This is a genomic window from Polynucleobacter yangtzensis, from assembly GCF_027924165.1.
GTDB classification, from domain to species: Bacteria; Pseudomonadota; Gammaproteobacteria; order Burkholderiales; family Burkholderiaceae; genus Polynucleobacter; species Polynucleobacter yangtzensis.
In genome coordinates, this window is record NZ_AP026973.1 from 939,987 (window position 1) to 961,354 (window position 21,368).

The 21,368-nt window shown below is 46.1% G+C and carries 19 protein-coding genes and 1 tRNA gene; 16 read left to right on the forward strand and 4 right to left on the reverse strand.

Annotation, left to right across the window (positions count from 1 at the left end; translation table 11 throughout):
- Positions 1-7 precede the first annotated feature (7 nt).
- Genes accC through QMF28_RS04935 form a run of 5 tightly spaced genes read left to right on the forward strand, consistent with a single transcriptional unit; the run spans position 8 to position 4,312 of the window.
- Positions 8-2,044 (forward strand): acetyl-CoA carboxylase biotin carboxylase subunit, encoded by a 2,037-nt coding sequence (gene accC, locus QMF28_RS04915; protein ID WP_281743525.1) that lies wholly within the window; start codon positions 8-10, stop codon positions 2,042-2,044.
- Positions 2,045-2,058: 14 nt separating this feature from the next.
- Positions 2,059-2,526, forward strand: coding sequence for a VOC family protein (locus QMF28_RS04920; RefSeq protein ID WP_281743526.1), 468 nt, complete (start codon positions 2,059-2,061; stop codon positions 2,524-2,526).
- 33 nt (positions 2,527-2,559) lie between these two features.
- The gene (tsaB, locus tag QMF28_RS04925; RefSeq protein ID WP_281743527.1) at positions 2,560-3,264 is read left to right on the forward strand and encodes a tRNA (adenosine(37)-N6)-threonylcarbamoyltransferase complex dimerization subunit type 1 TsaB; all 705 of its coding nucleotides are present in this window, start codon (positions 2,560-2,562) and stop codon (positions 3,262-3,264) included.
- Positions 3,264-3,788 carry a ribosomal protein S18-alanine N-acetyltransferase gene (gene rimI / locus QMF28_RS04930; RefSeq protein WP_281743528.1) on the forward strand — a complete coding sequence of 175 codons (525 nt, stop codon included), beginning with the start codon at positions 3,264-3,266 and terminating at the stop codon, positions 3,786-3,788. The genes tsaB and rimI overlap by 1 nt, the downstream gene beginning before the upstream one ends.
- A 2-nt stretch (positions 3,789-3,790) precedes the next feature.
- On the forward strand, positions 3,791-4,312 hold the full coding sequence (locus QMF28_RS04935; protein ID WP_281743529.1) for a uracil-DNA glycosylase family protein: 522 nt from the start codon (positions 3,791-3,793) through the stop codon (positions 4,310-4,312).
- 21 nt (positions 4,313-4,333) lie between these two features.
- Here QMF28_RS04935 and lplT read toward each other — a convergent pair whose 3' ends face one another.
- Positions 4,334-5,653 (reverse strand): lysophospholipid transporter LplT, encoded by a 1,320-nt coding sequence (lplT, locus tag QMF28_RS04940; protein ID WP_281743530.1) that lies wholly within the window; start codon positions 5,651-5,653, stop codon positions 4,334-4,336.
- A 74-nt stretch (positions 5,654-5,727) separates the two neighbouring features.
- Here lplT and alr point away from each other — a divergent pair, with 74 nt between their 5' ends.
- Positions 5,728-6,819, forward strand: coding sequence for an alanine racemase (gene alr, locus QMF28_RS04945; protein WP_281743636.1), 1,092 nt, complete (start codon positions 5,728-5,730; stop codon positions 6,817-6,819).
- Positions 6,820-6,869: 50 nt separating this feature from the next.
- On the opposite strand, the gene QMF28_RS04950 is transcribed toward alr, so the two are convergent.
- Complete coding sequence (locus QMF28_RS04950; protein ID WP_240480912.1) at positions 6,870-7,676, reverse strand: outer membrane protein assembly factor BamD; 807 nt, start codon at positions 7,674-7,676, stop codon at positions 6,870-6,872.
- A gap of 101 nt (positions 7,677-7,777) precedes the next feature.
- Here QMF28_RS04950 and QMF28_RS04955 point away from each other — a divergent pair, with 101 nt between their 5' ends.
- The 7 genes from QMF28_RS04955 to QMF28_RS04985 all read left to right on the forward strand — a co-directional run bounded on the left by QMF28_RS04955 (position 7,778) and on the right by QMF28_RS04985 (position 15,417).
- A complete protein-coding gene (locus QMF28_RS04955) occupies positions 7,778-8,818 on the forward strand; it encodes an RluA family pseudouridine synthase (protein ID WP_281743532.1) in 1,041 nt (346 codons plus the stop codon).
- Positions 8,815-9,576: a peptidoglycan editing factor PgeF gene (gene pgeF, locus QMF28_RS04960; protein WP_281743533.1), complete on the forward strand. Its 762-nt coding sequence runs from the start codon at positions 8,815-8,817 to the stop codon at positions 9,574-9,576. Before QMF28_RS04955 ends, pgeF begins: the two co-directional genes overlap by 4 nt.
- A gap of 116 nt (positions 9,577-9,692) precedes the next feature.
- Positions 9,693-11,330, forward strand: coding sequence for a class I poly(R)-hydroxyalkanoic acid synthase (gene phaC / locus QMF28_RS04965; protein WP_281743534.1), 1,638 nt, complete (start codon positions 9,693-9,695; stop codon positions 11,328-11,330).
- A 29-nt stretch (positions 11,331-11,359) separates the two neighbouring features.
- Positions 11,360-12,100 carry a 3-ketoacyl-ACP reductase gene (locus tag QMF28_RS04970; protein WP_068322797.1) on the forward strand — a complete coding sequence of 247 codons (741 nt, stop codon included), beginning with the start codon at positions 11,360-11,362 and terminating at the stop codon, positions 12,098-12,100.
- A gap of 118 nt (positions 12,101-12,218) precedes the next feature.
- Complete coding sequence (gene phaR / locus QMF28_RS04975) at positions 12,219-12,779, forward strand: polyhydroxyalkanoate synthesis repressor PhaR (protein WP_281743536.1); 561 nt, start codon at positions 12,219-12,221, stop codon at positions 12,777-12,779.
- Between the two features lie 2 nt (positions 12,780-12,781).
- Positions 12,782-14,140: a 30S ribosomal protein S12 methylthiotransferase RimO gene (gene rimO / locus QMF28_RS04980; protein ID WP_281743538.1), complete on the forward strand. Its 1,359-nt coding sequence runs from the start codon at positions 12,782-12,784 to the stop codon at positions 14,138-14,140.
- A gap of 92 nt (positions 14,141-14,232) precedes the next feature.
- Positions 14,233-15,417, forward strand: coding sequence for an acetyl-CoA C-acyltransferase family protein (locus tag QMF28_RS04985; RefSeq protein WP_068322806.1), 1,185 nt, complete (start codon positions 14,233-14,235; stop codon positions 15,415-15,417).
- A gap of 30 nt (positions 15,418-15,447) precedes the next feature.
- Here the strand turns inward: QMF28_RS04985 and serB are convergent, their stop codons facing one another.
- Both serB and mfd read right to left on the reverse strand, forming a co-directional pair.
- On the reverse strand, positions 15,448-16,335 hold the full coding sequence (serB, locus tag QMF28_RS04990; protein WP_281743542.1) for a phosphoserine phosphatase SerB: 888 nt from the start codon (positions 16,333-16,335) through the stop codon (positions 15,448-15,450).
- 18 nt (positions 16,336-16,353) lie between these two features.
- Positions 16,354-19,899 (reverse strand): transcription-repair coupling factor, encoded by a 3,546-nt coding sequence (mfd, locus tag QMF28_RS04995; protein WP_281743544.1) that lies wholly within the window; start codon positions 19,897-19,899, stop codon positions 16,354-16,356.
- Positions 19,900-19,922: 23 nt separating this feature from the next.
- Between mfd and ispD the strand changes: the two genes are divergently transcribed.
- From ispD to QMF28_RS05010, 3 genes are all read left to right on the forward strand, one after another.
- Positions 19,923-20,672 carry a 2-C-methyl-D-erythritol 4-phosphate cytidylyltransferase gene (gene ispD / locus QMF28_RS05000; protein WP_281743545.1) on the forward strand — a complete coding sequence of 250 codons (750 nt, stop codon included), beginning with the start codon at positions 19,923-19,925 and terminating at the stop codon, positions 20,670-20,672.
- Positions 20,673-20,681: 9 nt separating this feature from the next.
- On the forward strand, positions 20,682-21,185 hold the full coding sequence (ispF, locus tag QMF28_RS05005) for a 2-C-methyl-D-erythritol 2,4-cyclodiphosphate synthase (RefSeq protein ID WP_281743547.1): 504 nt from the start codon (positions 20,682-20,684) through the stop codon (positions 21,183-21,185).
- Positions 21,186-21,263: 78 nt separating this feature from the next.
- Positions 21,264-21,350 (forward strand) — tRNA-Leu (locus QMF28_RS05010).
- The last annotated feature ends 18 nt before the right edge of the window (positions 21,351-21,368 follow it).

A 21,368-nucleotide genomic window follows, 5' to 3' on the forward strand; every position in this document is an offset into this window, starting at 1 on the left:
ACAAATTATGACTACGAAAATGTTTAAGAAAATTTTGATTGCTAACCGTGGCGAGATTGCTTGCCGTGTCATGGCTACCGCCAAAAAGATGGGCATTAAGACTGTTGCTGTTTATTCTGAAGCGGATAAAGAGGCGCGCCATGTTCAGTTGGCCGATGAGGCGGTATGTATCGGACCGGCGCCTTCACGTGAATCCTATCTAGTGATGGACCGCATTATTCAGGCCTGTAAAGATACTGGCGCTGAAGCCGTACATCCTGGCTATGGCTTCTTGTCTGAAAACGAGCAGTTTGCTAAGCGTTGTGAGGAAGAGGGCATTGTATTTATCGGTCCTAAGTATCAGTCTATTGCCGCAATGGGTGACAAGATCGCCTCTAAGAAGCTCGCTCTAGAAGCCAAGGTCAATACCATTCCTGGTTACAACGAAGCGATTGATACTACTGAAGAGGCTGTAAAGATAGCCCAAGGGATTGGATATCCGGTCATGATTAAAGCATCCGCAGGTGGTGGTGGTAAAGGTCTGCGCGTTGCCTTTAATGACAAAGAAGCCGCCGAAGGTTTCGCTGCCTGTAAAACAGAGGCGATGAATAGCTTTGGTGATGACCGTATCTTCATTGAGAAGTTTGTAGAAGGCCCACGCCATATTGAGATTCAGGTTTTGGGCGACTCTCATGGCAATGTGGTTTACCTCAATGAGCGTGATTGCTCAATCCAACGTCGTCATCAAAAGGTAATTGAAGAAGCGCCGTCTCCTTTTATCGATCCTGCTACTCGTAAGGCTATGGGTGAACAAGCTGTTGCGTTAGCTAAAGCCGTTAATTACCAATCTGCAGGTACTGTGGAGTTCGTGGTCGGCAAGGATAAGTCTTTCTACTTCCTCGAAATGAATACCCGCTTGCAAGTTGAGCATCCAGTTACCGAAAGCATCACTGGTCTTGATTTAGTTGAGCAAATGATTCGTGTTGCTGCTGGCGAGAAGCTGGCCTTTAAACAGGAAGATGTGAAGCTTGACGGTTGGTCGATGGAGTGCCGTATTAACGCCGATGACCCATTCCGTAACTTCCTACCGTCTACCGGTCGCCTCGTTAAATATCGTCCGCCAGAGTCAGTGAATGGTGTCCGTGTGGATACTGGCGTGTATGAGGGTGGTGAGATTCCGATGTACTACGACTCCATGATCGCTAAGTTGATTGTTCATGGCAAGGATCGTACGGAAGCAATTGAAAAAATGCGTGCCGCACTGAATGATTTCGTTATTCGCGGAATTCATTCAAACATTCCTTTTCAGGCTGCATTGCTGCAGCATCCGCGCTTTGTAAATGGCGACTTTACCACTGGCTTTATTGCAGAAGAGTATCCAGAAGGCTTTAAGAAGGATTCAGTACAGCCTGCCGATCCTAAGCGCCTGGCTGCATTAGCTGCATTTATGCGCTACCGCTATCTCGAACACATACAGATGATTGATGGTCAATTAGCCGGCCATGAAATGATCATTGGTAAGAAATTTGTAGTTGTTACCGGCAAAAAAGCGGGATCCATGAATGATCCTTATGAGGTGCCTATTCGGGTTGAGCTTAAGGATGGTGTTTATTCCGTCTATATCGAAGATGCAGATGGTGTAAGTCGTTATGACATCGTAAGTGAATGGCGTCCAGGTCAAATTTGTCTACACGCAACTATTAACGGCACTCACAAAATCACTGCGCAAGTTGAACGTCGCGGCGTGCGTTATGTGTTGATTCTTGATGGCGTTCATTACGAGTGCATGGTGTTAAGTCCATTAGGAGCGGAGCTCCAGCGTCGTATGCCAGTTAAGTTACCGCCAGATACTTCCAAATTGGTGATGTCTCCAATGCCGGGGCTATTAACAAAGATTGCCGTTAAAGTGGGTGAGGCAGTGACTGCTGGTCAGAAATTAGCCTCCATCGAAGCGATGAAAATGGAAAACACACTATCGGCTGTTCAAGATGGTGTGGTTGCTGAAATTTGCGCTAAAGAGGGTGATAGCTTGGCGGTTGATCAATTGATCATTCGCTTCGAATAAAAAGGTTGACGACTATGAGCGCTAAGCCATTCAAAATTTTAGGTATTCAGCAAATCGCTATTGGCGGTGAGAACAAGGATCGACTCAAGAAATTATGGGTTGATATGTTGGGCTTTGAATACAAGAGCACTTTCGTCTCTGAGCGTGAAAACGTGGATGAAGATATTTGTGCCATCGGTAAAGGTGCGCATGAGATTGAAGTTGACCTCATGCAGCCATTCGATATTGAAAAGAAGCCAGCAGTACATCAAACACCCCTAAATCACATTGGTTTGTGGGTGGATGACCTGCCTAAAGCTGTTGAGTGGCTTACCGCAAATGGCCTACGTTTTGCACCTGGTGGCATTCGCAAAGGTGCAGCGGGCCATGACATTACCTTTGTACACCCAAAAGGAAATGACGAGTTTCCAATTAGTGGTGAAGGTGTGCTTATTGAGCTAGTTCAGGCCCCTCCAGAAGTGATTGCGGGATTGAGTTCATAATTTGGACTAGTAAGCAAATTAACGGGATTTAAATTGGCAAATATATTAGCCATCGACACCTCCTCAGCTTCGTGTTCGGTGGCTTTATCGTTAGATGGTCAGGCAGTGCATTTTAGCCATGAAGCTGTCACAGCGGGTGCTAGTCAATTGTTATTGCCATGGATTGAGTCGCTCTTAAGTGATGCAAAATCTTCCCTGAAAGACCTTGATGCGATTGCTGTATGTATCGGCCCTGGTGCGTTTACTGGCGTACGTTTGGGGGTAGCCGCAGTGCAGGGCTTGGCTGTATCGCAAAACATACCTGTAGTGCCGGTATGCAGCCTTGATGCTATCGCCGCCCAACTTTTAGATTCAGCAGCGCTCCAATCCTCTCAACCTCAGCGCTTGATGATTGCGATTGATGCCCGGATGGATGAGGTCTATTGGGCTTCTTACGATATTCAAGACAGACGCTTGCCAAATCGTATTGGTGATATTCACCTGACCAAGCCAGAAGATCTGAATTTAGAAGGAGTGCAATTTCTGGCTGGTAGCGCTTTAAATGCCTATAGCCAACGCTTACCGCAATTCACAAGCCTAATCGATCCAGATATCTCTATTTCCGCATTGGGTATTTTGAAATGTGCGCAGCAGTCCCTGCAAGACGGGGTGCATTGCGAAGTTCGACAACTAGAGCCCCTCTATGTTCGAGATAAGGTGGCATTTACTACCGCCGAACGTGTAGAGGGCAAGAGGTAATGTCGGATCACACAACATCCGAAGGAGCTGCAGAGCTTTCCTTCTTGCCAATGCAGCAAGCTGACTTAGACGATGTCCTGAAGATCGAATCTGTCTCTCATGTTCATCCTTGGACAAAGGGGAACTTTTCTGATTCTCTCGCAGCAGGTCATTGGGCGTATTGCATTCGACCGCAAGCAGATCAAGTGGTGAAGGGCTCCTATTTAGATCCGGCAGTTCTTTGGGCATATTGCATCTTGTTTCCTGCTGTAGATGAATTACATCTCCTCAACATCACTGTTTCCCCGCATTTACGTAAGTTAGGTCTGGGACAAAGAATGATGGCTGCTATTGAGGGCGTAGCTTTTCAGCAGAAGATGCCGCGAATTATTCTTGAGGTAAGGCCAACCAATGAAGCTGCATTAGCGCTTTATCAAAAATTGGGTTACGAGCAAATTGGTATTCGAAAGAATTATTACCCTGCAAGCCCAGAAACCGGTGGACGAGAAGACGCTCTTGTATTGGCTAAATCGATTAAGCTATAGCCATGAGCAATAATTCGAGCTTCTTAAAAGAAATGGGTATCACCGAGTGGACATCTCGTGATGCGATCCAAGCTCAGCCCGAAGCTTCTCTTGCAGCAAGTTCTCAGGCCGCTCCACAAGAGGCACATGCCTCGCCAAGAGCGAGTAATGGTATGTGGTGGTTTTTTGGAAATGAACCCCAGGGCGATGCCAAAATTTTGTTTCAAAACCTCATACGAGTTCTGGGTTTAGCCAAGAATGAGTGGTCTTGGAAGAATCCCTCGGAAAAATTAGGTCAGCTTGAAAATCCTGGATCGCCAGTTGTTGCGATCGCATTTGGTGGGCCAGTTGCTCAAAAGATTACTGGCGAAAGAGATCCGCTGCCACAGTTGCGCGAAACGGTGCTTGCACTAAATATGGGTAATGATGAAGAAATTCCGGTAATTGCTTCTTTTGAGTTAAATCAAGTACTAACAAAGCCAAAAGAGAAGGCACTGCTTTGGCAGGATTTGTTGATGGCTCGATCAGTGCTGCAAAACATCTAAAGAAGACTGCCGGGGATAAGCTTAGTGCTTATGCTCGCCGATAAGATGCATGGAGTCATACTCCGCTTGATTTCTGGCGTGACGCTTGATAACCAACCACATAATCAAACTCACAGCTACGCCAAATCCAACGATCACTATTTGAATGGGCACATCCAACCAAATGAGTAGTGAGTAGATCAATAGCATCATCAGCACAGAAATATTTTCATTGAAGTTCTGCACAGCAATAGAGTGGCCTGCAGACATGAGTACATGTCCGCGATGTTGCAGTAGTGCGTTCATTGGCACTACAAAATAACCCGCTAGCCAGCCCACCAGAACTAGTAACAAATAAGCCGGTAATAAATTGAGGGTAACGTCAAACTTACCGAAGCTAAAAATGCTCGTATTGGGTAATAAATCAGAGTTGTAGACTGCCATCACGCAGACCACTAAACCCATCGCAATGCCGTAAGGCAATACGTTCAAGGATTTGCGCAAAGGAATGCGCCATGCGGCATAGACGGCGCCGCCAGCTACACCCACAGCTGAGATAGCTTGCAAAATGGCGCCCTGAGATAAATTCATATGAAGAGCTACTTGTGCCCACTTAATCACAATAAATTGCAGGGTAGCTCCGGCACCCCAGAATAAAGTGGTGACCGCTAAGGAGATTTGACCAAGGCGATCATTCCAAAGTGTTTTAAAGCAAATGGCGAAATCTTTAATCAATTCAATTGGATTTGTCTTTTGAGAAACGTAACGTGCGCCAGTATCTGGAATCTTTAAGTTAATAAGTGCTGCCACAACATAAATCATCATGATGATCATGATTGCTGATTCAGCCGGTGTATCAATGCCAGTTTCAAAAGTCGGCATATCCAAGGCAAGCAGACTTTGGGAGACTGTGGTGCTAATCAGAACGCCGCCCAAAACCGTGCCCAAAATAATGGATCCAACTGTTAATCCTTCGATCCAGCCGTTGGCGGCAACCAATTTTTCAGGCGGAAGCAGTTCAGTCAATATTCCGTACTTTGCAGGTGAGTATGCAGCTGCTCCCAAGCCAACAATGGCATATGAGAGCAAAGGGTGGCTTCCAAAGAGCATGGCCACGCAACCGACGAACTTAATCGTATTCGTAATGAACATGACGTTGCCCTTAGGGCGGGAATCAGCAAATGCGCCAACAAAGGCTGCCAAGAGGACGTAGGACAGCACAAAGAACAATTTGAGCAAAGGAGTCATCCAGGCCGGAGCATGGAGCTGGGCCAGGAGGGCTATAGCCGCTATCAGGAGAGCATTATCAGCAAGCGACGAAAAAAATTGCGCCGCCATAATGATGTAAAAGCTACGGTTCATTCGTACAATCTAGTCATTACTACAATTAAAACATGAAAGGAGGGGTGATTATGGGTGATTCAGCTAACGGCCTGATTAATAGGCCAATTTTGGCATCTATTCATACTGCCGCCTTTCAGCATAATTTAAACCGAGTTCGAGAATTGGCGCCAGAATCCAAGATCTGGTCGGTTATTAAGGCTCGTGCCTATGGCCACTGCTTTGATGCCGCCCTAAAGGGCCTTGCTTCTACAGATGGCTTTGCTCTATTGGATATTCAAGATGCGGCATGGTTGCGTCAACATGGCTGGAAGGGCCGAATACTGCTTTTGGAGGGCTTTTTTCATGAAAACGAGCTCAATCTTGCGCAAGAGCTGGCCTGCGACTTAGTGGTTCATTGCGAAGCCCAAGTTGAGTGGCTTGAGCGTTTTAAAGCCAAAAACCATAAGCCATTTAATGTCTTTCTCAAAATGAATACTGGCATGAACCGTTTAGGTTTTAAGCCGGATAACTACAGAACGGCTTTTCACCGTTTGCACGCTGCTGGCTACCACATGTACCACATGACGCATTTTGCTAATGCGGATCAGATTGATCAATCTCCGACAGTTGGCGCTCAGCAAGAGTTGTTTAACCAAACTATTGAAGGGTTGGAAGGCTCTACTTCACTGGCCAATTCTGCAGCTATTTTGTGGCATCGAAATGCATTGGGTGATTGGGTTCGTCCCGGCATCATGCTTTATGGTGCATCACCAACTGGTCTGCATGCCGATATTAAGCATGCCAATCTACAAGCGGTTATGCAGTTACATAGTGAAATTATTGATATTCAGGACCTACAAAAGGGTGATCGCATTGGTTATGGTGGTCGCTATGAAGCAACGGCAGCAATGCGTGTAGGTATCGTAGCTTGTGGTTATGCAGATGGATATCCGCGTCATGCCAAAGATGGCACACCAGTTTGGGTTGCCCAAGGCAATGAAGGCGTTGTTTGTCCTTTGGTGGGAAGAGTTTCTATGGACATGTTTGCGATTGATTTGCGCAAGGCACCTAATGCAAGGATTGGCACCGCTGTTCAGCTTTGGGGAGACAAAGTACCGGTGGATGATGTTGCGCAAATGAGTGACACGATAGGCTACGAATTACTCTGTGCCGTAGCGCCAAGAGTGCCTGTAGCCATTAAATAAAAAATCCTCCAGTACGGAGGATTTTTGCTATGTAAGTTAATACAAATAAATTACTTATTCCAGAACTGCCACCATCTACGCTCTTTTTTAACGCGTTGCCCCGTTAGCATCATCTCACTATCTGGGAAGTTCAGCTTAAATACACGTGCAGAGTCGTTACTTAATTGCGTCATGCCAAGTTTTTCGTATGACTTAGTCAAAATATAAAGCGCCTCTTCGACAGCGGGTGCGCGGTCATAATCTCGAATGACCAATTGAGCGCGATTAGCAGCAGCCAGATAGGCGCCACGTTGGTAGTAATAACGTGCTACGATGACATCTGCTTCAGCTAGAGAGTTCACGATATAGCGCATACGATCCAAGGCATCTGGCGCATATTTGCTATTAGGGAAGCGCTCAACAACTACCTTGAACGATTCAAAAGCTTCTTTAGCTGCTTTAGGATCACGTTCGCTGAGATCTTGTCCGGTAAATTTACCCAGCCATCCCAAGTCATCATTAAAGGTAATGAGACCTTTTAAGTAGTAAGCGTAATCGAGGCTCGGACTACCTTGGTGCAATTTAATAAAGCGATCAATAGCTACGAGAGCTTGAGTTTGTTCCTGAGCTTTCCAATAGCAATAAGCCGCATTAATTTGCGCTTGTTGAGAATAAGGTCCAAATGGGAAGCGAGCTTCAAGCTTTTCAAAGTATTTTCCACACTTAGCAAAGTCAGCGTCGTTTAACTTATCTGTGGCTTCTGAATAAAGTTTTGCCTCTGACCAGATATCGGTATCGTCTTTATTGCCGTCACTACCTGCGCATCCACTTAAGAGCGTTAAGGCAAAAAGTAAGGCTGAAAGTAGGGCGATGGGCATGCTGCTTAAATTGCGACTCTTCTTTTGTGTGGAAGAATTCCCAGCAAGCCTTAAACTGGCGTCTGATATTACGTCGGACATAACTGAAAGGCTCTCTAAGCGTGGCATTGCCGCAAACTCCTGAATCGAATCCCATTGATTATATCGATGATGAGGATTTCATCTCCTTAGAAATACCTTTGGAGATGGCTGGCGAGCGCTTGGACAAGGTACTGGCGGGCTCTTTGCCAGATTATTCGCGAAATCGTCTCAAGGCTTGGGTTGAGGCTGGGGCGGTTATGGTCGATGGAAAGGTCACCAAAGCCCGCTATCTCCTTAGGGGTGGTGAGAGTATTAAGGTGTTTCCACAGGAAATGCCTGAGCAATTTGCATTTAGCCCAGAAAATATCCCTCTAGATGTGGTTTATGAGGATGAAGACATTATTGTGGTTAATAAACCGCCTGGTTTAGTGGTTCACCCAGCTGCTGGGAACTGGTCCGGCACTTTGCTAAATGGACTCCTTTTTCACTATCCTGAGCTAAAAATGCTTCCTAGGGCAGGCATTGTTCATCGTTTAGATAAAGACACGTCAGGCTTGATGGTGGTGGCAAGAACATCACAAGCGCAAACCTCCTTAGTGCGCCAATTGCAAGATAGAACAGTAGGGCGTCGCTATTTAGCTTGGGTTTGGGGGGATGCGCCAAGTCAAGGGAAGGTTTTGGCTTCCGTTGGTCGTGATCAACGGGATCGCCTCAAAATGGCTGCAGGCAGCCCGCAAGGTAAGCCCGCGGCTACTTTGTTTCGTCGTTTATCCAAAGGGCTTGTAAAGGGGTCCCCGGTCACTCTGTTGGAGTGCCGACTAGAAACTGGACGTACCCATCAAATTCGAGTTCACCTGGAATCACTAGGCTTTCCATTGGTGGGCGACCCTGTCTATCGCAAAAGGACACCAGGCGTAGCAAAAGATATTCAATTTAGTCGTCAGGCCTTGCATGCTTTTGCATTGAGTCTTCAGCATCCAGTGAAAAACGAATTGATGACTTGGTTTCGACTACCACCACAGGACATATTAGATTTGTTGCCTCAATTAGAGATGGACGATGAAGTGCTACCCAAAGAGGCTGTGGTCCTAGCCTCTATACAAAATGAATCACAAGCATGAGTTGGATAAACCCTCAGTGGCAAGTGCCAGCTTCTGTAAAAGCGCAAGTTAGTACGCGAACTGGTGGGGTGAGTGCATCTCCCTTTGAATCTTTAAACTTGGGCGATCATGTCGGCGACCACATTGAAAACGTCTTGGCAAATAGGGCAGTCTTCACCGAGACCCTGCCTAACAAGCCTTTATGGCTAAAGCAAACACATAGCACGGTAGTAAGCACCCCTGAAACACGTAGAGCAAAATCTAGCGATGTAATCAATGCTGATGCATCTGTCACTAATATCGCGAACGAGGTCCTGGTGATCATGACTGCGGATTGTTTGCCAGCGTTGTTTACTAATTCAAAAGGAACTGTTGTTGGTGCAGCCCATGCAGGATGGAGAGGGCTTTGCGCTGGAGTTTTGGAAAACACCATCGCTGAAATGCTTCGCCTATCTAAAGAAAGCTCGGCATCTGATTTGCTAGTCTGGCTCGGTCCTGCAATAGGGCCAGAGTCATTTGAAGTGGGCGAAGATGTTGTAAAGGCGTTTAGAGATTCTGGGTTACCTTTTTCAGAGGAGGCATTTCAGCCTATAGCTGGTAAATCTGGAAAATTTTTAGCTGATATTTATCGTTTGGCTGGCGATCGTCTGGAAGCCTGTGGAGTGACATCAATATTCGGCGGTGAATACTGCACTGTGAGAGATAGTGAGCAGTTTTTCTCATACCGACGTGATGGTGAAACAGGCAGATTTGCTTCTGCTATCTGGATAGCAAAATAATTAACGCATCATTCTATGAGGGTAACTACTAGATTCTCTCTAGGGCTAGGGTTATTGCGTATAACTCTATAGTGCTTAAGGGCGGAGAATGTCTCTAGCTAATTGAAGAGACTACTATGTTTGCAGGCATGAATACCGGTGCAACGCCATCTTTGGCGCCGCATCATATGGCACTAATTCCGCCAGAGCGTTTATCTGAAATTCAAAAAGAATATTTCACGGAGCTAGCGCACATCGCAACCAATCCTGAAGCGATTGAAGTTAAAGATCGTCGTTTTGCAGGAAAGGCATGGCACTCCTCATGGAGCAAAGTCATTGCCGCAACTTACTTGCTGAACTCTAAGCATTTAATGGCTTTAGCTAAAGCCGTGGAAACCGACGAAAAGTCCAAACAGAAAATTCTGTTCACAACTGAGCAGATGATTGATGCGCTTTCACCATCCAACTTTATTGCTACTAACCCAGAAGTTCTGGAGAGCATCATCAGCTCCCAAGGTCAGTCCATTCAAAAAGGGATTGTGAACTTATTGGGGGATATGAAAAAAGGCAAGGTCTCTCAAACGGACGAGTCTGCCTTTGAGGTTGGAAAAAATATTGCCACAACCGAAGGTTATGTGGTGTTCCGCAATGATCTCTTTGAATTAATTCAATACACACCGTTAACTGAGCAAGTATTTGAGCGCCCTTATTTAATGGTGCCCCCTTGCATTAATAAATACTACATTCTCGATTTGCAACCAGACAATTCGGTAGTTCGACATATGGTGAGCCAGGGTCACACCGTGTTCTTGGTGTCTTGGAAAAATCCAGATGCTTCCATGGCTGGGGTCAGCTGGGATGACTATGTTGGTAAGGGCGTCATTAAAGCGATTGACGTAGTTAAAGATATTGGCGACACCAAACAAATCAATATCTTGGGATTCTGTGTTGGCGGCACCTTAACCACCTCCGCATTGGCGGTGTTAGCGGCGCGCGATGAGCATCCGGCCGCAAGCTTGACCTTATTTACTACCTTATTGGATTTCACCAATACAGGCATTCTGGATGTCTTTATTGATGAAGGCATGGTCGAGATGCGTGAGAACACGATCGGCGGCAAGGGCGGCAAGTACGGCATGATGTCCGGCTTAGACCTGGGTAATACCTTCTCTTTCTTGCGTCCTAATGATTTGGTGTGGAATTACGTTGTAGAGAATTATCTGAAAGGAAATTCGCCGCCACCATTTGATTTGCTTTATTGGAATGGCGATTCAACAAACTTGCCTGGTGCAATGTATTGCTGGTATTTGCGTCACACTTATTTGCAAAATGATTTGGTAAAACCAGGCAAAGTCAAAATTTGTGGCGAGAAGATTGATCTCGGCAAAATTAAGTGCCCAGCATATTTATATGCGTCACAAGAGGATCATATTGTTCCGTGGCAATCTGCTTATGAATCCACGCATATTCTTAAAGGCAAAAACCGATTTGTTTTAGGTGCTTCAGGACACATTGCCGGTGTAATTAATCCGCCAGCAAAAAACAAGCGCTATTACTTTGAAAACAATAAGCTTGCGCCTACAGCAGCAGAGTGGCTAGAGGGCGCCAAACAAATTCCTGGAAGCTGGTGGCCTGATTACACCAAATGGCTTGAACAATTTGGTGGTGAGAAAAAGCCGGCAAGCGCTACCTTTGGTAATGCCAAGTACAAAAAAATGGAAGCAGCGCCTGGTGTGTATGTCAAAGAAAAAGCAACGCCGGAACTCGATAAATAATTAACGAAGGTTTTTAAAAGGGGAAAGTAATGTCTCAAAAAGTCGCATATGTAACTGGTGGTATGGGTGGTATTGGTACCGCTATTTGTCAACGTCTTGCTAAAGACGGCTTTAAGGTGATCGCTGGTTGTGGTCCAAATTCACCACGTAAGGACCGTTGGCTGGGTGAACAAAAGGCCCTTGGTTACGACTTCATTGCTTCTGAAGGTAACGTTTCTGACTGGGATAGCACGGTAGCTGCCTTTGAAAAGGTTAAAGCTGAAGTCGGTCGTGTAGATGTTTTGGTGAATAACGCAGGTATTACACGTGATAGCGTATTCCGCAAGATGACTCCAGATGCATGGAAAGCCGTTATTGATACCAACCTCAATTCATTATTTAACGTAACCAAACAGGTTATCGATGGCATGGTTGATAACAACTGGGGCCGCATTATTAACATTTCTTCTGTGAACGGTCAAAAAGGCCAGTTTGGTCAATGCAACTATTCAACCGCAAAAGCAGGCTTACATGGCTTCACAATGGCTTTGGCTCAAGAGGTAGCTACTAAAGGCGTTACAGTGAACACTGTATCTCCTGGTTATATCGGTACAGATATGGTTAAAGCAATCCGTGAAGATGTTTTAGAGAAGATTGTTTCTGGCATCCCTGTAAAACGTTTAGGCACTCCCGAAGAAATCGCGTCAATTTGCTGCTGGATTGCATCTGAAGATGGTGGTTACGCTACTGGTGCTGATTTCTCATTAAACGGTGGTATTCATACCGGCTAATATTGCACTGCAGCAATTATTAGAGTATTTGTAGTGCGCAACACAGCGTATTTACCTTTTGGTCAAACTAGGAATAAACTACGCTGATGTTGCGATGCAGTAAAGAGTAAGGATAAAAATGGTAACCCGTGCAAAACGAGCAGGCGAAGATCGGCTCATTAAGAAATACCCAAATCGTCGTCTCTACGATACACAGACAAGCACCTATGTCACGCTGTCAGACATCAAGAATCTAGTGATGGGCAATGAAGTCTTCAAGGTGGTTGATGCTAAGACTGAAGAAGACTTAACTCGTAACATCTTGTTGCAAATTATTCTTGAGGAAGAGGCTGGCGGTGCGCCCGTGTTCTCATCCCAAATGCTTTCACAAATCATTCGCTTCTATGGAAATTCCATGCAGGGCTTGATGGGTAATTATCTTGAGAAGACCATGCAATCATTTGTGGATATCCACAATAAGCTTGGTGATCAAACCAAAGGTTTAGGTGCTGGAAGCACTCCTGAAGCTTGGTCTCAGATGATGAACATCCAGAACCCTCTCATGCAAGGTTTGATGGGTAACTACATGGAGCAGAGTAAGGACCTCTTCATTAAGATGCAAGAGCAAATGCAGGGTTCTCAGAATCTTTTTGGCAACTTCCCATTTACGCCCCAGCCCAATAAAACTGAAAAAGAATAGTTGTGGCTGGAAAAATAGGATTTGTATCCCTAGGTTGTCCTAAGGCGCTAGTTGATTCAGAACTCATTCTCACGCAACTGAGTGCTGAGGGCTACGAGACTGCTAAAGATTATTCTGGTGCAGATTTGGTGGTGGTTAATACCTGCGGCTTTATAGATTCCGCAGTTGAAGAAAGTCTTTCTGCAATCGGTGAGGCTCTTGCTGAAAATGGCAAGGTGATTGTTACTGGTTGCTTGGGTGCCAGAAAGAATGCGGATGGCTCTGATCTTATTCAGAGTATTCACCCTAAAGTCCTTGCCGTTACAGGGCCGCACGCTACAGATGAAGTAATGCAAGCTATTCATTTGCATCTTCCCAAGCCACATGATCCATTTATAGATTTAGTTCCGCCGGCTGGCGTAAAGCTGACTCCTAAGCATTACGCTTATCTCAAGATTAGCGAAGGCTGCAATCATCGCTGTACTTTTTGCATCATCCCAAACATGCGCGGCGATTTGGTATCGCGTCCAATTGGTGAAGTATTGCTTGAGGCAAAGCGTTTATTTGAGTCGGGGGTAAAAGAATTATTGGTTGTTTCTCAAGACACTAGTGCTTATGGCGTTGATATTCAGTACCGCACTGGTTTCTGGGATGGTAAGCCTGTTAAAACCAAAATGTTTGATTTGGTAAACGCCTTAAATCAAATCGCGCGTGAACATCAAGCCTGGGTGAGATTGCACTATGTCTATCCTTATCCGCATGTAGATGATGTGCTGCCACTGATGGCAGAGTTCTCAGAGCATGGTTACGGTGTTTTGCCTTACTTGGATATTCCGTTGCAGCATGCGCATCCCGACGTGCTGAAACGTATGAAGCGTCCAGCTAGCGGCGAAAAAAATATAGAACGCATCATGTCTTGGCGTAAAGCTTGTCCTGATTTGGTCATCAGAAGTACTTTCATTGCAGGCTTTCCTGGTGAGACTGAGGAAGAGTTCGAGTATTTACTCAACTTCTTGGATGAGGCGCAAATTGATAGAGCCGGTTGCTTTGCTTATTCGCCAGTAGAGGGCGCTACAGCAAACCAGCTAGACAACCACGTACCGGATGAAATTCGTGAGGAACGACGTGCCCGCTTTATGGCAAAAGCAGAAGAAATCTCTATAAAACGACTTGCTAAAAAAATAGGCAAGCGCGTTCAGGTCATTGTTGATCGCGTGGATGAATCAGGGGGAATCGGCAGAACTATTGGCGATGCCCCTGAAATTGATGGTTTGGTGAGGGTTTTGCCTGCCAGTAAGCCCTCTAAACGCTATCGTTCCGGCGAAATCATCCGTGCAACAGTCATTAGCTCCCAAGGGCATGACCTAATAGCCGAAACTTGACGAATCGAATAAAACTATGAGTTGGATTGCTTATTTGGTAATTATTTAGTGCAGTGTCAGCCCAATAAAAGGGCTTAGCAAAGGGGATTGATATGAGTCGTGAAGTCGTTGTCTTAAGTGCAGTACGTTCTGCAATTGGCACTTTTAATGGTTCACTTAGCAGCTTTGAGCCTTCTGAGCTCGGCGGCATTGTGATGAAAGAGGCCGTTGCACGCTCTGGTGTAGATCCAGCGTTAATTAATTATGTGACCGTAGGAAATACGATTCCTACAGATAGTCGCTACGCTTATGTTGCTCGAGTAGCATCGATTCAAGCGGGTCTTCCAATGGAATCCGTTGCGATGGCCTTGAATCGTTTATGCAGCTCCGGCTTGCAAGCGATCGTGACCACTGCTCAGCAAATTATGTTGGGTGATTGTGATTATGGTGTTGGCGGTGGCGTTGAGGTAATGTCACGCGGCATGTATGGTTCACCAGCAATGCGCAGCGGCGCACGTATGGGTGATACCAAGATGCTTGACTTGATGGTTGCTGTTTTAACTGACCCATTTGGTGTTGGCCATATGGGCGTTACAGCAGAAAACCTGGTTGAGAAATGGAAGCTCACCCGTGAAGAGCAAGATGCTCTTGCGGTTGAATCCCATCGTCGTGCTGCGAATGCAATTAAAGAAGGCCGTTTCAAATCTCAGATCGTTCCAATCACCATCAAAACCCGTAAGGGTGATGTAGTGTTTGATACTGATGAGCACGTCAAGCCAGATACCACTTTGGAAACACTTGGCAAGATGAAGGCCGTGTTTAAGAAAGAAGGCGGTTCTGTTACTGCTGGTAACGCATCAGGCATTAATGATGGTGCTGCATTCTTCGTCTTGGCAGATGCTGAGACGGCTAAAAAAGCCGGACACAAGCCAATCGCACGTTTAGTATCTTATGCAGTTGCTGGTGTGCCAAACCACATCATGGGTGAAGGCCCAATTCCTGCAACTAAATTGGCTCTCGAGCGCGCTGGCCTCAAATTGGATCAAATTGATGTGATTGAGTCTAACGAAGCTTTTGCTGCGCAAGCTTTGGCTGTGACTAAGGGCTTGGGTTTAGACCCAGCTAAGACCAACGTGAATGGTGGGGCGATTGCATTGGGCCACCCAATTGGTTGTTCTGGTGCGGCCATTGCAACTAAGGCAATTCATGAGCTACACCGTGTTCAAGGTAAATATGCTTTGGTAACAATGTGTATTGGTGGCGGTCAAGGTATTGCTACTATTTTTGAGCGTCTCTAAAAGAATTACCCTGATCTCTTAGGTAAAAGCTTAAGAGATCAGTAGTAAAGCAGCATCTAAGCCGACTCGGTCAAAAGCCGCGTCGGCTTTTTCTTTGACAACAGGTTTTGCTTGGTAGGCAATGCTAATACCAGAGCCATTCATCATGATCAAATCATTTGCACCATCGCCCATGGTGATGGAATTTGCTTTAGTGCAACCAAGTCGTGCGCATGCGGCATCTAAACGAGCCGCCTTTGCTGCGCCATCGACGATGTCACCAAGTACTCTGCCGGTCAATTTGCCGTCAATAATTTCTAAGGTATTAGCTTGGGTTTGTTTGAAGCCTAATTGCTGGCGTAACTTCTCTGTAAAGAAGGTAAACCCACCGGAAACTAAGAGTGTATAAATGCCGCGCTCATGGGCTCCAGCCAAAAGCTCAGCAGCACCAGGGTTAGGGCGCAGACGTTCTCGATAAACGGATTCAAGCGCATCTGCATGAACGCCTTCAAGGAGTGCCACACGCTTCCTAAGACTTTCTTGAAAGTCCTTGATTTCCCCACGCATGGTAGCTTCGGTAATTTCAGCTACTGCCGACTTCTTGCCAGTGAAATCTGCAATCTCATCAATGCATTCAATATTGATCAGTGTTGAGTCCATATCCATTGCGAGCACGCGAATATCTTGCGGCACGAGATCTGGTTTCAAGAAGCAGAGGTCAGCATTAAACCTTGCAGTTAAGGCGCGCAGTTGCTCACGTTGAGCTGTTTCAATATGCGCGTTTGATTCAAAACGTTCTGAAAAATAAGCACCATTGCTTACTTGGCCGCCAATGGAGTGCAGAGAGACGCCATGCTGCAAGGCTTGATCTTTTAGTGAAAAGATCAGTTTTTCAGATAAGTGGTCTCTGGATATCGCTACAAGTACTTGATTGCTCATGGCTTAATCATAATCGGATTATTGACCCGTCTTCATTGGGCTTAAAACAGCGGATTCATTCAGGCGCCTGAGGATATTCCTAATAGCATCAAGGCGTTGCTCTAATTTTTCAAACTCACGGTCTTTTTGAGGCAGCACTTTTAACTTGTCTTGACCATTGAGTTGAATATATTTTGATGATTGGATCAGTTGGATGATCTTCATAGGATCAATCGGTGGATTCGGAATAAATTGAATTTGAATAGACATTGGTGTTGCGTCGATCTTTTTAATGCCAAAACCTGTCATTTCTAGGCGTAAACGGTGTGTTTCATAAAAAGATTTCGCTTGATCTGGCAAATCGCCAAATCGATCCACCAGTTCCTCGCGCAAACCCATTAATTCAGAGAAGTCATGAGTACTGGCAAAGCGTTTGTACAAAGAGAGTCGCTCATGGACATCGGGACAGTAATCGTCTGGTAGCAGGGCGGGTACGCCAAGATTTACATCTGTTGTCGCTTGGAGCGGTGAAAGGAGATCTGGCTCTTTACCGCTACGCAATGATTTCACGGCGCGATTGAGCATCTCGGTATAGAGCTGAAAGCCAATCTCATGAATTTCACCCGATTGTTTATCACCCAAAACTTCACCAGCACCACGAATTTCTAGGTCATGCATTGCCAAATAGAACCCAGAGCCCAATTCTTCCATTGCCTGAATCGCATTCAAGCGCAACTGCGCTTGCTTGCTGAGCGCTTCCGGATCTGGGACGAGCAGATAGGCATAAGCCTGGTGATGTGAGCGGCCTACACGTCCACGCAATTGGTGAAGCTGGGCTAGTCCAAACTTATCTGCACGATGCATGATGATGGTGTTTGCCGTAGGAACATCAATGCCAGTTTCAATAATAGTCGTGCACAACAAGATATTGGTACGCTGTGTAACAAACTCGCGCATAACGGATTCAAGTTCACGTTCATGCATTTGTCCATGGGCTACGCTAATGCGCGCCTCTGGAATCAATTCTTGTAAAGCGTGTTTGCGATTCTGAATGGTCTCTACTTCGTTGTGCAAGAAATAGACCTGGCCACCACGTTTAATTTCACGCAGCACGGCTTCACGTATGACGCCATCGCCTTCACGGCGCACAAAAGTCTTAATTGCTAAGCGTTTCTGAGGGGCGGTAGCAATGATGGAAAATTCTCTCAAGCCTTCCATTGCCATACCCAAAGTTCTGGGAATTGGGGTGGCAGTAAGCGTCAAGATGTCTACTTCAGCGCGAAGAGCCTTGAGAGCATCTTTTTGGCGGACACCAAAGCGATGCTCTTCATCAACAATCACTAATCCTAAATTTGCAAACTGCGTCTCTTTGGAAAGCAGCTTGTGGGTTCCAATAATGATGTCAGCCTCACCTTTAGCGATGGCTTCTAAGGCTGCATTAATTTCTTTTGTCGTTTTAAAACGGGATAACTCAACGATGCGAACAGGCCAATCGGCGAAACGATCTTTCCAGGTGGCAACGTGTTGTTCAGCAAGCAGGGTAGTCGGAGCCAAGATAGCCACTTGTTTACCGCCCATTACAGCAACAAAACTAGCACGCAAGGCTACTTCAGTCTTTCCAAAGCCAACATCACCACAAACCAAGCGATCCATTGGTGTACCGCTAGTCATGTCACCAATCACGGCGGCAATGGCATTAGCTTGATCGGGAGTTTCTTCAAAGCCAAAGCTTTCGGCAAAAGCGGCATAGTCATGAGCCGAGAATTCAAAGGCATGACCCTTACGAATGGCCCTTGCAGCATATAAACCTAGCAATTCTGCAGCTGTGTCACGAATTTGCTGAGCCGCCTTACGTTTTGCCTTGTCCCACTGGCCTGAGCCTAATTGATGAAGTGGTGCTGAATCCGGATCTGAGCCAGCATAACGTGTCACCATTTCTAACTGCTGAACAGGCACATACAAAGTGGCTTGACCTGCATATTGCAAATGCAAGAACTCTTCGAAAATAGGCGCTTCTTTAGGCGGCGCAAGATTTAATAGTACCAAGCCTTGATAACGCCCAATACCGTGCTCAGCGTGCACTACCGGATCGCCTATCTTGAGTTCCGACAGATCCTTAAATAGCATGTCAGGATCGGCATTCTCGTTAGCTTTGCCTTTGCGTCGTTGTCTTGCGGTAGTAGTAAATAGCTCTGCTTCAGTAACGACGATTAGATTTTCTCTTGGCCAAGAGAAGCCGTTAAAGAGTGGTGCAGTTACCAAGCCAAATAGCGAGCCACTCTTAATGAAATCGGCAATGCTATCGAAGCCCTCAGGCTTTAATGGGTAGAGGGGTTTGCCATCTAAACCAGCAACTGAATTACTTTCTTCGAAAAGCTGTCGAATAGATTCTTTGCGTCCCGCACTATCGCTACATATTAGGATACGTGTTTTTTCTGCTGCAACTATTTTGCGTAAACGGTTAATGGGATCTGCATCTCGACGATGCACAGCAATATCAGGTACCGCCGAAAATTCGTTTTGTTCAGAACCTTCTTTTTCAAAAGCTAAACGTGCATACGGTTTAGATGTTGTAAAAAATTCATCAACATCTAAAAATAATTCCTTAGGCGGAAGGATGGGGCGATCTAAATCATGTTTTAGAAACTCATAACGTGAAAGCGTATCTTTCCAAAAGCTCTTGATAGCTTCTTCAACATCACCAATGCTGACTAGCCAAACGGGGTCACCAGACCTAGGGAAGTAGTCAAATAGATTGGATTGTTCTTCAAAAAAGAGTGGCAAGTAGGATTCGATTCCGGCGCTAGGTATGCCTAGGTTGGCATCCTTATAAATAGAGCAGCGACTTGGATCGCCTTCAAAAACTTCCCGCCAGCGTCCTCTAAATGCGGTACGAGAAGCGTCATCGAATGGGAATTCGTGCCCTGGCAGCAGGCGTATTTCTTTTACTGGGTATAGGCTGCGTTGCGTATCGGGATCAAATGCACGTATTTGCTCAATCTCATCGCCAAATAAATCCAATCGATAAGGAAGATTTGATCCCATAGGAAATAAATCGAACAAGCCACCGCGAATACTGTATTCACCAGGGCGCATTACTGCACTTACTGGATCATAACCAGCTTGTTGTAACTGCAGCTTTAATGCTGCCTCATTGAGTTTGTCACCTTGCCTAAAGAAAAAGGTGTAGCCTGACAGAAAACCAGGGGGACCCAGTCTCTGAAGAGCAGTTGTAACAGGGACCAAAACAATGTCACAGCTGCCATTGAGTAACTCATAAAGAGTAGCAAGTCGTTCAGAGACTAAGTCTTGATGCGGAGAAAAATGGTCATAGGGAAGAATTTCCCAATCGGGCAGAAGTCTGGTTTTTAGTTGAGGAGCAAAAGCGGGGATTTCCTCTAGTAGGCGTTGGGCTTCTTGTGCTTGAGCACAAAAAATCACCATCACTGAGAATTTGTCGAGATAGCGAAGGGCGTTTTGCGCTATTAGGGCGGCATCTGCTGAGCCAACTAGCCCTGAAAAGGTAAAGCGCTGCCCAGCCCGGGGAGCGGGTATAGGGGGTGCTAGATTTAATGCATCAGACATCTAGGCTCATTATAGAATCAGGTATGGCTTCCGGAAATCCCTCAAACAAGAAATGCCACGCCCTTTTGCCGACAGCGGGCACTGGTTCACGTCTTGGCGGTGAGCTGCCTAAGCAATTTCAGCAATTGGCAGGAAAGCCGATGCTTTGCTACGCAATAGAGGCTTTTTCAAACACCCCTCAAGTTGAATCAATTTGGATTGGCGTTAGCCCCGGCTTTATTGATAACCCTATTTTGCAAACGATTGCCAATGGCGCCAAGGAAATTCAATTTTTACCAACCGGTGGCCCAACCAGGCAAGAAACAGTCAGAAATACTTTGGCGGCAATGCTCAAAGCAGGCATTGCTGAGGATGACTGGATATTGGTTCACGATGCTGCTAGACCGGGCATCACACCAGCGCTCATTGAGAAATTAATCAACGCTGTTCAGACGTCCAATGCCGGCGGTATTTTGGCTGTGCCTTTGGCGGATACATTGAAGCAAGCGGATCTGGACTCAGTCATCGCTGGCAATATCCCACACTCTGAAAGAACGATTCCACGCGAACATCTGTGGCAGGCGCAAACCCCTCAGATGTTTGGTTTAAAGCGGTTGCACGATGCTCTCGAAAGCGCTATTCGTCTTGAGGCTGACGTTACTGATGAGGCTAGTGCAATTGAGTTGGCCGGTGCTAAGCCTCTACTGATAGAGGGCGCTGCTCGCAACTTTAAAGTTACTCATCCCGCCGATTGGGATTTAATGCAATTGCTTTTAAGCTCAGCCACTCGATAAAGAAACAAAATGACCCAAAGCGCTCCCCACATTCCTCAATTTCGTATTGGTCAGGGGTATGACGTTCATGCCCTGGTTGCTGACCGCAAACTCATTCTAGGCGGCGTTCATGTCCCGTTTGAGAAGGGTTTATTAGGTCATTCCGATGCTGATGCGCTATTACATGCCCTCACGGACGCCTTATTAGGGGCCGCTGGTTTAAATGACATTGGACAGCTTTTCCCAGATACGGACCCCCAGTTCAAGGATATGGATAGCCGGATTTTGCTCCGGGCCGCACTTCAAAAGGTTCAGGCAGCGGGATTCCAGATAGGTAATGTTGATGCCACCATCATTTGCCAAAAGCCTAAATTGGCCGATTTTTTACCTGAAATGGTCCGTAATATTGCATCTGATTTGGCCGTTACCCCCAGCCATGTCAACCTCAAGGCCAAGACCAACGAATCTCTCGGGCACCTAGGCAGGGGAGAGGGCATCGCTGTCCATGCGGTAGCTTTGCTCTACAAGGCCTAAAACAATCTCTAAAACCCTAGGCATTGTAGAATTACTGTCTTTAGAGTGAAGTCTAGGCTTGGCAGTTTGCGGATATTCGCGAGGATGGCGAAATTGGTAGACGCACCAGGTTTAGGTCCTGACGCCAGAAATGGTGTGGGGGTTCGAGTCCCCCTCCTCGCACCACAAGATTGCTACTTGGCT